Raw genomic sequence first — 13468 nt, forward strand, 5'->3', positions numbered from 1 at the left:
TGAAATAACATTATTTTGTTCCCGTTGCCCGTTTAAGACCGATCCGTGCGGTGATGCGCAGGCGCAGTAATCGCCAGAAAATCCATAGCATCGTTGCCGCAGCAATCGCTGCGGTCAGTAAGTAAGTATCGTTATAAGCCAGAATATTTGCCTCCAGCGTAGAGGCATTTTGTAACTGCTGACCCGCCTGAACGCTGAGTAAATTGCTGTCGCCAATCAGGCTCTTATACGTCTGGCTGTATAGCTGAAGACGTTCGTTAACCAGCGGATTCAGGGTGGTTAACTGGTCGGCAAGCAGACTGGAGTGGTATTTTTCGCGCCAGGTCTGAAACGTCCCGAGAATAGCGGAACCGAGCAGGCCGCCGATGTTCTGGCTCATCCCGAAAAGCACTGAAAAACTGACCAGATTACGTGGTTCAGCGACCACGCCACCGATGCCGGCCAGCATGGCAGGGGCAAGGAAAAAAGCGCTGCTAAAGCCCAGTAAAAACTGACTGAAGAGTAACTGATTGGGGCGCGTCAGGCTGGTGGAATGGCTGTCCAGCCAGGAGGCGATAATCATCAGCGCCAGCGAGGTAAGGATTGGCCACGCCAGCCGTTGCGGCTTGATCGTCAGGCAACTGGCAATGATGCCACATACAATCCCGGCAAAAATCGACCATGCCAGCGAGGTCATCTGTTCGTTTTGCAGACCGACATACTGAAGCCAGCCGATCACGCCGGTGTTCTGTTCCGCCAGTACAATGCGGATCAACAGCATGATAAGCCCGAGGCGTAAAATACTGCCGCTCGAGAGCCAGCGCGTATTCAGCAGCGGGTTTTGCCGGTTATGTTCGAACACGACGGCGGAAACGATCAGTACCAGCGAGCCTGCCAGCGCCCAGCCGATCCACGGCGTTTCGAACCACCATTCCAGTCGTCCGAGGGAAAGCACCGCGCAGAGCAAAGCCATACCGGGGGCTAACAAAATAAAGGTCAGAAAATCTTTCTTCTCAAACACCTTTTTACGATCGCCTGGCGGGAGTTTAAGCAATATCACACAGGCCAGCGAAATCAGCGCCAGTCCCAGCTCGAAAAAATAAAGCCCGCGCCACTCGTCCAGTTGCAGCAGGTCGCTGGAAAAAAGCCGCGCCAGCGGGATCGCCAGTGAGGAGCCGGTAATCCCAATCGTCAGGGCTTTAAGGCGATGACGCGCGGGCCAGGCCTGAATCTGATAATAAATCCCCAGTGAGCTTAGCGCTGCCGCCACCATTCCGTGCGCAGCACGCACCATCATTGCCGAACTGAGATCGTTGACGAACAGGTGAAAAAAGGTCACCAGCACGTAAAGCACCAGAAATCCTTCCGTAAACGCGCGCAGACCATACTGCTGGCGAAATTTCACCAGCAGCAGGTTGATGGACACATTGGTCATCACGTATACGGTAGGAAGCCAGGCAATCTCCGTAGACCACGCGGCAAAGGTGCCCTGCAAATTTTGCAGATTGGCAGTGACGACCGCATTACCCAGCGCCCCGGTCAGGCAGACCAGCAGGCCAACAATGCCATATGCGATGCGTTTTGGCGTACTGTGCAACGGCGTCGACGGCGAGCCGAGCAGCATCGGCTTTTCATGAGGTGCCCATTCGCGCGGCGCGTAGGGATCACGTCCTGGCAGGCGCATAATGATTTTCCACCTTATATTACAGTATCTTCAGCACCCGGCGTTCGAGTGTACAACCGGTATGATTCATAATTCAAGTGAATGAAAATATAGATCAGCGGTGCGGAAACGCGGAAAGGATTACACTGCGGCTTTAAGATAGATCCGCTGTGAAGGCGCGTGACAGATGTTACGCTCCAGGGAGTCAAATCAAGGAGTAATAAGAATGACAGGTATTTTTCCACAACTGCCCGCTGCCACCCTTCAGGCGGCAAATCTGCTGGGTCAGTGGCTGGCGCAGAACGAGTCTGTCGCCGGGGATGTTGATCTGGTGGTGCTGGCGGGGAACGCGGTTATCCCCAGTATTGACGCGGCCTGCGAAATTGCCACTGAAAAATCATGTCCCCTATTGATCAGCGGCGGTATCGGCCATTCGACGACCTTCCTGTATGCCGCCATCGCCCGCCATCCACGCTATAACAAGGTGCAAACCACCGGGCGCTCAGAGGCTGAAATTCTGGCGGAGATCGCCCGGCAGTTCTGGGATATCCCTGCTGAACGGGTGTTGATAGAGAGCAAATCCACTAACTGTGGTGAAAATGCGCACTTTACCCGTCAGATGCTTGATGTTACTGGCCTGGCGCACGCCAACACCGTGGTGGTGCAGGACCCCACGATGCAGCGTCGCACCATGGCGACATTTGCGCACGAGTTTCGCGACCGCAAAACGCCGCCGCGCCTGATGAGTTATCCCGGCATCGTGCCGCAGTTGCATAATAGCGAGAAGGGTCTGGTGCTGGTGGATAGCCAAAGAGGTCTGTGGCCAGTCGAGCGTTATCTGTCGCTGATCCTCGGCGAAATTCCGCGCCTGCGTGACGATGCCCAGGGATACGGCCCTAATGGGAAAGGATTCATCAGTCACGTCAATATTCCGGCAGAAGTTGAACACGCCTGGCATACCCTTAAAGACGATGAATTACTGATCGGGGCACTGAAAACCCGTTCGCTAATATAATGCGCCGCCCGTTTTAATACTAACGGGCACATCCATTTCATTTCGCTCACTTTTATGCGTCATCTCACATAATCGGCCTTTTACGGTAGGAATTCCCACCTGCGATTGTATTGTTTTAACAATGCGTTTACTTGTTGAAAACAATATAATCACAGGAGCAGTCATGACAGCACCAGTGCAGCACGCAATGTATATCGATGGTCAGTTCGTAAGCTGGCAGGGCGATAACTGGATCGACGTTATTAATCCGGCAACCGAAGCGCTACTATCGCGTATTCCGGATGGTAACGCTCAGCAGGCGCGAGAGGCCATTGATGCGGCACACCGGGCGCAGCCGGGCTGGGAAGCGTTGCCTGCTATTGAGCGTGCGGGCTGGCTGAAAAAAATTGCGGCGGGTATCCGTGAGCGGGCCAGTGAAATTAGCGCGCTGATCGTTGCGGAAGGCGGTAAAATCCAGCAACTTGCCGACGTGGAAGTCTCTTTTACCGCTGACTATATCGACTATATGGCCGAGTGGGCGCGCCGCTACGAAGGTGAGATCCTGCAAAGCGATCGTCCCGGCGAAAATATTCTCGTTTTCAAACGTGCGCTCGGCGTCACGACCGGCATCCTGCCGTGGAACTTCCCGTTTTTCCTGATCGCCCGCAAGCTGGCTCCGGCGCTCATTACCGGCAATACCATTGTAATCAAACCCAGCGAATTTACGCCCAATAATGCCATTGCCTTTGCTGAAATTGTCCATGAGATTGGCCTGCCGAAAGGCGTCTTTAACCTGGTGCTGGGACGCGGCGAAACGGTCGGGCAGGAACTGGCGGGCAACCCGAAAGTAGCTATGGTCAGCATGACCGGAAGCGTAGGGGCCGGGGAAAAAATCATGGCTGCCGCCGCGAAAAACATTACTAAAGTTTGCCTGGAACTTGGCGGCAAGGCTCCGGCTATCGTGATGGACGATGCGGATCTGGACCTGGCAGTAAAAGCAATTGTTGATTCGCGGGTGATTAACACCGGGCAGGTGTGTAACTGCGCCGAACGGGTGTATGTGCAGAAAGGCATTTACGATCGCTTCGTGAACCGGCTTGGCGAGGCGCTGAAAGCGGTAGAATATGGCGATCCGGGCCAGCGTAGCGATATTGCCATGGGGCCGTTAATTAATGCCGCCGCGCTGGAGCGCGTGGAGCAGAAAGTCGCCCGCGCGGTGGAAGAGGGCGCGAAGCTGGTTCTCGGCGGTAAGGCAGTGGAAGGCAAGGGCTACTTCTATCCGCCGACGCTATTGCTGGATGTGCATCAAAAGATGGCGATTGTCCATGAAGAGACCTTTGGCCCGGTGCTACCGGTTATCACCTTTGATACGCTTGAAGAGGCGCTGGCGATGGCCAACGACAGCGATTATGGTCTGACATCGGCGGTGTATACCCAGAACCTGAATACGGCGATGAAAGCGATTAAGGGGCTGAAGTTCGGCGAAACTTACATCAATCGCGAGAACTTTGAAGCCATGCAGGGGTTCCACGCCGGTTGGCGCAAATCGGGCATTGGTGGGGCCGATGGTCGTCACGGGCTGGAAGAGTATCTGCAAACGCAGGTGGTGTATTTGCAGTCCTGACGGGGGGATTGACGGAACTCCCGTGCCACGCTGCCCGGTGGCGCTGCGCTTACCGGGCCTACGGGGCGGATGAAACGCGATGTTATCTGTCTGGCTATGTTCTGGTTGATGTTAAAACGGTATGTGCCGCTCTGCCCGGTGGCGCTGCGCTTACCGGGCCTACGGGTGGATGAAACGCGATGTTATCTGCCTGGCGATGTTCTGGTTTGATGATAAAACGGTATGTGCCGCTCTGCCCGGTGGCGCTGCGCTTACCGGGCCTACAGGTGAATGAAACGCGATCTTGTTGGAAAGCTAACTATTTGTAAATACTATAATAAATTCCACCCCGTAGGCCGGGTAAGGCGAAGCCGCCACCCGGCATTAACCCACCGGGCCGCGCTCACGTCAAAAATTTACTTCCAATCCAGTCCATCATCAATTCAGGCCACACCGATACTGGTAGCCCTTGCGCATCGCGAATACCGAAACCGTGCTTACCCTGCTCAAACAAATGCATTTCCACCGGCACACCACGCTGGCGCAGCGCGGTAAACATCACCACGCTGTTTTCCACTTTCACCGTCGGATCGTCAACCGCGTGGAGCAAAAACGTTGGCGGCGTCTGGCTGTCGACCCGTTGTTCCAGGGAGTAATGCGCGATCTGCCGAGCGTCCGGTTGTGCGCCGATCAATGCCTGACGTGACGCCGGGTGGTCAATCTCGTCGCGCATGGTGATCACCGGATAAACCAGTGCCATGAATGCCGGACGCGCCGACAGGGCGTCAATCTCATCCAGCGGCGGATAAACCTGTTCCGCAAAGCGCGTGCCGAGGCTCGCTGCCACGTGGCCTCCGGCAGAAAAACCCAGTACACCGAGACGATCCGCATCCAGTTGCCATTGCGCCGCACGCGCCCGCAGCGTGCGCATCGCACGTTGCACATCCGCCAGTGGGGCATCGGCTCCTTCTGCGTGACCGTCGTCGGGCATACGGTAGGTCATCACAAACAACGTATAGCCGCAGGCATTAAAAAATGGAGCCAGCGCGCTGCCTTCTTTATCCAGCACCGCGCGTTTGTACGACCCGCCCGGCGTGACCAGAATGCCGATACCGTTCGGCTCGGCAGGAGCATAAACCGTGATTTGTGGGGCGCGAACGCCAGTCACGGAACGATCAAATGCGGAATTGCCCGTGTGATTCTCTTCCAGCACAAACTGGACGCGACTGGTCACCGCGCCGGGTGCCTCGCCCTGAGGCCAGACGGGGAAGGTGCCTGCTTTGCGGGTGGCTTCCGCCATCAACTGCACCAGTTCTTCGGGGGGAATGGACAACATACCGTTTCTCCTGTGAAGGGCAAAAAGAGGTTATAGCACAGCGCGCCCTGAAAAATGTTAAGCCAGCCAACAAAGTAAACTGTTGTTTCAAAATCAAACTTTGCGCAATACGCTGCGCTAAAAGTTAATGAATTTTTAATTGAATCCCGCTATGTTGTTCTTTTGTTATAGGTATTTCGGGAAAATATGATGGGTAATAAATATTCCGGCGTGCAAATCACCATACACTGGCTGGTTTTTCTGTTAGTTGTGGTGGCGTACTGTGCAATGGAATTTCGCGGTCTGGCCCCGCGAAGCGCTCGCCTGTGGTTTAACATGGTGCATGTCTCCTGCGGCATTTCCGTGCTGGTGCTAATGCTGGTCCGCCTGCTGCTGCGTCTTAAATATAAGACGCCAGCGATTGTGCCTAAGCCCAGACCGATGATGACTGGCATGGCACACCTGGGGCATCTGGTCATTTATCTGCTCTTTATTGTGCTGCCGATCCTCGGCCTGGTGATGATGTATAACCGTGGTCACCCGTGGATGGCGTTTGGCGTGGTGATGCCGTATGCCACAGAAGCCAATTTTGACGTGGTGGATGTCGTGAAGGATTACCATATTTTGTTGGCAAAACTGGGCTACTGGGTGATTGGCCTGCACGCACTGGCCGCACTGTTACATCATTATTACTGGAAAGACAATACGTTACTGCGCATGATGCCAAAAAAACGCTCCCGATAATGCTTTTACTTGCCCCGCCATGGCGGGGCTTTTTTGTGGCCGAAAAATGTGATCGGCGCGGGGTTTCTGTGCGGCATCTTTGCGAAGGGTCACATTTTAATGCCTTTCTTCTGTGCATATAATCGCCGGTCGGTGTAGAAGTATATCTATAATAGAAACACTTTGAGGTGATAATGACCACAATAACTAAAGATCGCCCGGTACCGGTTGAAAGGAAACTACGCAAAGTGCTACTCGCGACTGGCGTGGGGCACTTCGTGGAATGGTTTGATTTTGGCCTGTATGGCACGCTGGCGGCGATTATCGGACTGCAATTTTTCCCGTCGGCAGACCCGGCCGTGGCATTACTCTCCTCATTCGCCGTTTTCGGCGCGGGTTTTATTATGCGTCCCCTCGGTGGGTTATGGTTTGGTTCGCTGGGAGACCGGGTAGGACGGCAGAAAGTGCTGGCGACAGTGATCCTGCTGACCTCTGGCGCAACATTTGCGATGGGGTTATTACCCTCTTATCACACCATCGGGATTACCGCGACGATACTGCTGGTCATTACTCGTCTTGTCCAGGGCTTTGCCGCTGGCGGCGAAAGTTCCGGCGCTACTACTTATCTGGCGGAATATGCGCCCGTCGCCCGACGCGGGTATTTCACCTGTTGGATCGATAACTTTGGTTTTATGGCCTTTGTCGCCGGATCGGGTCTGGTATTCCTGCTGACAGCCTCGCTCGGGGACGACACCATGAACGACTGGGGCTGGCGCATTCCGTTTTTAATTGCCGGACCGCTGGGCTGGATTGGACTTTATCTGCGTCAGCATCTGGAAGATTCGCCCGAATATAAAGCGGTTGCCGCGACAGGTAAAACAGAGGCCGCGCCGCTTCGCGCTGCGGTCACGAAAGCGTGGGCTGCACTGCTGTTTTGCGTGGGTTTTGTGGTTCTCAAGGCGGTAGGGCACTGGACGCTGCAAACGTTTATGCCCAGTTATCTGGCAACTGAACTGCATTTTTCCCGCCTTAACGCCTACGCCATTACCACCATCGGACTGTTTGCTATTGCGGTCATGGTACCGTTTATGGGCTATCTCTCCGACCGCTTTGGCCGCAAGCCGCTGATGCTGGCAGGCTGTAGCGGATTTATTCTGTTCAGCTATCCGGCGATGATGGTGATGGCGCAGGGCGACGTGCTCTCCGCCATTTTCGCCATGTTAATGCTGGGAGCCTTTATTGCCGCCTTCGACGGCGCCTGTAGCGCAGCCATGGCTGAGCTTTTTCCTACCAGCGTGCGCTACGGTGGGCTGTCAATTGCCTATAACTTCGCGGTGGCGTTCTTTGGCGGTATTACGCCGTGGTTCTCCGTATGGCTGATCGCGACCACCGGCGATAAATTCTCACCCGCCTGGTATGTGATGGGGGCAGCGCTAATTACTCTCCTGACGGTGCTGCGGGCGAAAGAGACCGCCGGACAACCGCTTAAAAGATAACACTGCCGACCGGCGGTACCTTTCCCGCCGGGCTAACTGCGTCATCGATTCGAAGCGGGAACTGGAAAATCTCTCTTAATCAGCCACACTTAGCGTAACCGATCTCTGTTTATCCCGACTGATTTATAGAGAGGAATTATGAATAAATTTTTTATCGCTGGCCTGTTGTTCACTCTGGTAGGCTGCTCGCACACCACTTACACAGAAGCCACGCGGTCTGATAATCAGACGGCGGCAGAGCATGCCGCACCCGCACCAGGTACGAAAATCACTTCGGCAGCAGGGGGGTGCGTTGACTCAACCGGCGCCCCGGCTTCCTGCCCAACCCCTGGGATGTAGCGGTTAGCGCTCATCGACGGGCTGAATTAAATCGCTGCGTTGATTATGCACGTTACCGACAGCCCGCGTGACAGGATGCCAGATAAAGGCATCTGCAGGCACTGTGCCTTCAGCGGCTATTGCTTCGGCTTCTTTACCGCCGACATCCTGCCGCATCCATTCACGCGCAGCTTGCGGCGTCAGAACTAACGGCCTGCGATCGTGAATATCAATTAGCCCGTGGCTGGCTGCCGCCGTCACGATCAAAAAACCTTCTGCTTCATCACCGCGCTCAAAGGGCGGGCTGCCGATAGCCGCCATTAAAATGGGCTGACAGTCCGCGCGGTGAATAAAATACGGCTGCTTCACATCACCTTCGCGCTTCCACTCAAACCAGCCGTCGGCGAACACTATCGCCCGTCCATGTTGCCACAGCGGTTTAAACATTCTGCTGGCGGCGGCTGTTTCAACTCGGGCATTAATTACGGGAGGTTTATCCCACCAACCCGGTGCATATCCCCACAGCACGGGATCGAGGTAAACCTGTTCGTCGCGCTCGCTTAACAACAAAACCTTCGTCCCCGGTGCCACGTTGTAGCGCCCAATCGGTTCAGGATCGTAAGGGATGTTGAACGCCTCTCTTTTACCGAATAGCGCGAGATAGTCTTCACGGTTTTTTGATTGCGCAAAACGCCCACACATAGCCATTCTCCCTCCGACAGCCTGTTGAAAGTATAGAGCATGGGAATGGGGCGGGGGTTTGCAAGCCAGTTATCTCGCTGTTACTATACTACCCTACAGTATAATCCCGGAGTTTTCATGCCGCAGTCACCCGAAGATAAAAAACGCGCATTAACCCGCGTCCGGCGCATTCGTGGTCAGGTCGATGCGCTGGAAAGGGCGCTGGAGTCAGGCGAACCCTGCATTGCCATCCTGCAACAGATCGCGGCCATTCGTGGGGCCGCGAATGGGCTGATGGGCGAGATGGTCGAAATTCACCTTAAAGACGAACTGGTCAGCGGCGAGACAACGCCCGATCAGCGCGCGGTGCGAATGGCAGAAGTCGGCCATTTACTCCGTTCGTATCTAAAATAAATGATTAACATCGCAACAGGGGAAGAAAGAATATGAAATCACGTGCAGCAGTGGCCTTTGGCCCGGGCCAGCCGTTAAAAATCGTCGATATTGATGTCGCGCCGCCGAAAAAAGGCGAAGTGCTGGTCAAAATTACCCATACCGGCGTATGCCATACCGATGCCTTTACCCTCTCCGGCGACGATCCGGAAGGCGTTTTCCCGGCGGTGCTCGGTCATGAAGGCGGCGGTATTGTGGTTGAAGTGGGCGAGGGCGTGACCAGCCTGAAAGCGGGCGATCATGTGATCCCGCTGTATACCGCAGAATGCGGCGAATGTAAGTTCTGTAAATCGGGAAAAACCAATCTGTGTCAGGCGGTTCGCGCCACCCAGGGCAAAGGACTGATGCCGGACGGCACTACCCGCTTCTCTTATAACGGCGAGCCGATTTATCACTATATGGGGACTAGTACTTTCAGCGAGTACACCGTCTGTGCCGAGATTTCGCTGGCGAAAGTGAATCCTCAGGCTCCGCTGGATAAAGTCTGTTTGCTGGGCTGTGGCGTGACCACCGGTATCGGTGCGGTACATAACACGGCGAAAGTGAAAGAAGGCGATACCGTTGCCATTTTTGGTCTCGGCGGTATTGGTCTTGCCGCGATCCAGGGCGCGGTGCAGGCGAAGGCGGGACGCATTCTTGCCATCGACACTAACCCGGAGAAGTTCACACTGGCAAAAGAGATGGGTGCCACCGAGTGCATCAACCCGAAAGATCACGACCGGCCGATTCAGGACGTCATCGTTGAACTCACCGACGGCGGCGTTGATTTTAGCTTTGAATGTATCGGTAACGTCAACGTTATGCGCGCCGCGCTGGAATGCTGCCATAAAGGCTGGGGCGAAAGCGTGATTATCGGCGTTGCCGGTGCCGGTCAGGAGATCAGTACCCGTCCGTTCCAGCTGGTGACAGGCCGCGTATGGCGCGGTTCGGCCTTCGGCGGGGTGAAAGGGCGCTCGCAGCTGCCCGGCATGGTGGAAGATGCGATGGCGGGTAAAATTAAACTCGATCCGTTCATTACTCACCGCCTGCCGCTGGCGCAGATCAACGACGCCTTCGACCTGATGCATGAAGGTAAATCCATCCGTACCGTTATCCATTTCGGCGATAACTGATTCATCTGCCAGCGGTTCCCGCCGCTGGCACTCCTCTCAATGTTGTGAAATGTGAGCCAGGTATCGCTTTTCGCGGTAAGTAATTGCGCTTAAATGCCGATGACTATCAGACGGGCGTGTTTGTACGCTTCTTTCAATGAGAGTCGATAGCCATGGACAATAAAACAGCGCTGCAACCTGCGCACAAGCTGAGTTTTTTACACCATATCCGTCTGGTTCCTCTGTTTTCGACCATTCTTGGCGGCATTCTGCTGTTATTCGCGCTAAGCGCGGGGCTGGCTGGCTATTTTTTAATGCAGGCCGACCACGATCAAAAAGATGTGACCGAAGAGATCCAGGTCCGTATGGGACTTTCCAATAGCGCGAACCATCTGCGTACCGCGCGTATCAATCTGATCCATGCCGGGGCCGCCAGCCGAATTGCCGAAATGGATGCGATGAAGGCGAACATTGCCGAAGCAGAAAAACGTATTAAACAATCGCAGGACGGTTTTGCCGTTTATATGAATCGCACGGTCAAAACGCCTGCCGATGAAGCGCTGGATGGCGCTCTGAATACCAGCTTTGCCGCCTATATTAAAGGCATGCAGCCGATGCTCAAATTTGCAAAAAACGGCATGTTTGAAGCCATTATTAATCACGAAAATGAACAGGCGCGTCCGCTGGATAACGCCTATAACGACGTGCTATTAAAAGCGATCCAGTTAAGAACTGAGCGGGCGAACAGCTTGCGGGAACAGGCACATCATCGCAGCCAACTGGGCATGGTTTTTATGGCCGCAGCGTTTGCTATCGCGCTGGTATTAACGCTACTGACTTTTATAGTGTTACGCCGCACGGTGATTTCCCCCTTACAGCGTGCCGCGCAGCGTATTGAGAATATCGCCGCAGGCGATCTGACGCTGGCCGATGAAGTGACTGGCCGAAGTGAAATTGGCCACTTAAGCCGCGATCTACAAAAAATGCAGCATTCGCTGGTGCGCACCGTTGGCACCGTCCGCATGGGCGCAGATGAGATCTACCGTGGTACCAGCGAAATTTCAGCGGGTAACACCGACCTTTCTTCGCGTACTGAGGAGCAGGCTGCGGCGATTGAACAGACTGCTGCCAGCATGGAGCAACTTACCGCGACAGTGAAACAGAATGCGGATAACGCCCATCATGCCAGCAAACTGGCGGAAGATGCTTCCGGTAAAGCCAGCCGCGGTGGGCAAATTGTCTCCGGCGTGGTCACCACCATGGGCAATATCTCCGCCAGTTCGAAGAAAATCTCTGAAATTACCGCCGTTATCAATAGTATTGCTTTCCAGACCAATATCCTCGCGCTGAACGCGGCGGTGGAAGCGGCGCGCGCCGGTGAACAGGGGCGTGGGTTTGCGGTCGTCGCCAGTGAAGTCCGGACCCTGGCCAGCCGCAGCGCGCAGGCGGCGAAAGAGATTGAAGGGTTGATTAGCGAATCTGTTACGCTGATCGAACGCGGCTCCGGTGAAGTGGTTGCCGCAGGTGGCACGATGAAAGAAATCGTTGAGGCAGTGAAACGCGTGACGGACATTATGCTCGAAATCGCCGCTGCCTCAGATGAGCAAAGCCGGGGAATAACCCAGGTTAGCCAGGCGATCAGCGAAATGGACAACGTGACGCAACAAAACGCCTCGCTGGTGGAGGAAGCTTCCGCATCCGCCGCATCCCTGGAAGAACAAGCCGCTCGTCTGACAGAAGCTGTCGGGGCCTTCCGTCTGCAAGCCGGTACTACTGAGCGCCGCGCGCCAGCGGTGCAAACGCCGGTATTGGCTACGCAGAGACCAGCGGTCGTGTCCGGAGATAACTGGGAGACGTTTTAACCAGGCTGGTTGTGGTCACGTAAAACGCCGGGGCTTCGGCGTTACAGACTGACAACAAACTACTATTGACGCGCCGTTTTGCCGGGTGGCGCTTCGCTTACCCGGCCTACGCTTCATTGGCGGAACGGGATCACTGCGGCGTGGGTTTTACCCGTAGGCCCGCGCAAGCGACAGCGCCGCCGGGCAGGCAGCCAACAGCGGCCTCTGCGTGGTAATGTTGCCGGATGGCGCTTCGCTTACCCGGCCTACAAAAGCATTAATATCAATAGGTTATTTACAGTCCTGTACAGACGCTAAACTGCTGCGTTGTATGGTGCATCAGAAGAGTTATTACTCCGGCAACGTTTTACGAATTGCACTCAGCAGCGTTTGTGCGCCGGGCGACAAATTCCCGTCAATCCGGGTTAAAATGCCGATAGGCTCGCCGGTTCCCTGCGTGGTCACGGGCAGCGCCACCAGGGTCCCGACCCGCAAATCATCTTTCACCGCACCGGACGGCACAAACCAGACGTAGTTATAATCTACGGTTAACTGGCGTGAAAGCGAGGCGGAGAGCGTCTCAATGCAGCCAGCGGGCATTTTGCATCCCTGGCTGAGCAATAATTCTTCCGCATTCTGTCTTGGCGTGGTCCCTCGGGGAGTGACCACCACCGGCCATTCCAGCACCCGGCTAAAAGTAATATTTTCCTGGAGCAGCGGATGACCGGGACGCACCACCAGCTTCAGCGATTCAAGAAACAGCAGTTCGTAGTTCAGACCGCTCATCAGTTCAGGGGCGGACATCCGTCCTACGCCCAAATCGATTTCTCCCGACTTCAGCGCCGCCAGCAGCATCGGATTGCTCATGGTAGCAACTTGCAGGGTGATGTCTTTTTGCTGCTTATGAAATTGACCGATCACCGCCGGGAGGATCCCCAGCGCCGCCGTCGGTAACGCACCAATACGCACAATATCGTTATTCACGCCTTCCTTACGGTTCAGCGATTGCCCGGCGGTATTTAAGGCATCCAGCACCTTCATGGCGTGGGTAAGAAACTGTTCGCCGACCAGGGTTAAATGCGCGCCGAGTCGCCCACGGTCGAAAAGCCGCACACCGGTCAATTGCTCAAGTTCATTGAGCGTTTTTGACAGTGCAGGCTGGCTGAGGTTGAGCGTTTCAGCCGCACGTCCCAGCGTCCCTTGTTGAGCGACGGCAACGAACGTATGCAGGTGGCGCAACCGAATGCGCTGATTAAAAAGACCATTTTTTTCCATAACCGGATGTTAAAAACAGAGCGCAACAGTGACAAG

At 55.0% G+C, this 13468-nt stretch carries 11 protein-coding genes; 7 read left to right on the forward strand and 4 right to left on the reverse strand.

All coding sequences use genetic code 11. From position 1 onward, the window contains the following. Window positions 1-10 precede the first annotated feature (10 nt). On the reverse strand, window positions 11-1663 hold the full coding sequence (locus tag ACMGGS_RS17065; protein ID WP_414163608.1) for an MFS transporter: 1653 nt from the start codon (window positions 1661-1663) through the stop codon (window positions 11-13). Window positions 1664-1868: 205 nt separating this feature from the next. On the opposite strand from ACMGGS_RS17065, the gene ACMGGS_RS17070 reads away from it, so the two are divergent. Beyond that, window positions 1869-2657: a YdcF family protein gene (locus tag ACMGGS_RS17070; RefSeq protein WP_414163609.1), complete on the forward strand. Its 789-nt coding sequence runs from the start codon at window positions 1869-1871 to the stop codon at window positions 2655-2657. 163 nt (window positions 2658-2820) lie between these two features. Further along, window positions 2821-4260, forward strand: a complete 1440-nt coding sequence (gene aldA, locus ACMGGS_RS17075; protein ID WP_414163610.1) for an aldehyde dehydrogenase — start codon at window positions 2821-2823, stop codon at window positions 4258-4260. A gap of 382 nt (window positions 4261-4642) precedes the next feature. Here the strand turns inward: aldA and ACMGGS_RS17080 are convergent, their stop codons facing one another. Next, the gene (locus tag ACMGGS_RS17080; RefSeq protein WP_414163611.1) at window positions 4643-5575 is read right to left on the reverse strand and encodes an alpha/beta hydrolase; all 933 of its coding nucleotides are present in this window, start codon (window positions 5573-5575) and stop codon (window positions 4643-4645) included. A 189-nt stretch (window positions 5576-5764) separates the two neighbouring features. Between ACMGGS_RS17080 and cybB the strand changes: the two genes are divergently transcribed. Beyond that, entirely contained in the window at window positions 5765-6298 is a 534-nt protein-coding gene (gene cybB / locus ACMGGS_RS17085) for a cytochrome b561 (protein WP_414166300.1), read from the forward strand. 173 nt (window positions 6299-6471) lie between these two features. After that, window positions 6472-7773 carry an MFS transporter gene (locus ACMGGS_RS17090; protein ID WP_414163612.1) on the forward strand — a complete coding sequence of 434 codons (1302 nt, stop codon included), beginning with the start codon at window positions 6472-6474 and terminating at the stop codon, window positions 7771-7773. A gap of 342 nt (window positions 7774-8115) precedes the next feature. Here the strand turns inward: ACMGGS_RS17090 and ACMGGS_RS17095 are convergent, their stop codons facing one another. Then, window positions 8116-8793, reverse strand: a complete 678-nt coding sequence (locus tag ACMGGS_RS17095; protein WP_414163613.1) for an SOS response-associated peptidase — start codon at window positions 8791-8793, stop codon at window positions 8116-8118. 117 nt (window positions 8794-8910) lie between these two features. On the opposite strand from ACMGGS_RS17095, the gene ACMGGS_RS17100 reads away from it, so the two are divergent. The 3 genes from ACMGGS_RS17100 (at window position 8911) to ACMGGS_RS17110 (ending at window position 12178) form a co-directional block, all read left to right on the forward strand. Next, the gene (locus tag ACMGGS_RS17100) at window positions 8911-9186 is read left to right on the forward strand and encodes a metal/formaldehyde-sensitive transcriptional repressor (protein WP_176920216.1); all 276 of its coding nucleotides are present in this window, start codon (window positions 8911-8913) and stop codon (window positions 9184-9186) included. Window positions 9187-9218: 32 nt separating this feature from the next. Then, window positions 9219-10337 (forward strand): S-(hydroxymethyl)glutathione dehydrogenase/class III alcohol dehydrogenase, encoded by a 1119-nt coding sequence (locus ACMGGS_RS17105; RefSeq protein WP_414163614.1) that lies wholly within the window; start codon window positions 9219-9221, stop codon window positions 10335-10337. 152 nt (window positions 10338-10489) lie between these two features. After that, window positions 10490-12178 (forward strand): methyl-accepting chemotaxis protein, encoded by a 1689-nt coding sequence (locus ACMGGS_RS17110; protein WP_414163615.1) that lies wholly within the window; start codon window positions 10490-10492, stop codon window positions 12176-12178. Between the two features lie 330 nt (window positions 12179-12508). Here ACMGGS_RS17110 and ACMGGS_RS17115 read toward each other — a convergent pair whose 3' ends face one another. Next, window positions 12509-13432, reverse strand: coding sequence for a LysR substrate-binding domain-containing protein (locus ACMGGS_RS17115; protein ID WP_414163616.1), 924 nt, complete (start codon window positions 13430-13432; stop codon window positions 12509-12511). Window positions 13433-13468 lie beyond the last annotated feature (36 nt).

This window comes from Superficieibacter sp. BNK-5 (assembly GCF_047456055.1).
Taxonomy (GTDB): Bacteria; Pseudomonadota; Gammaproteobacteria; order Enterobacterales; family Enterobacteriaceae; genus Superficieibacter.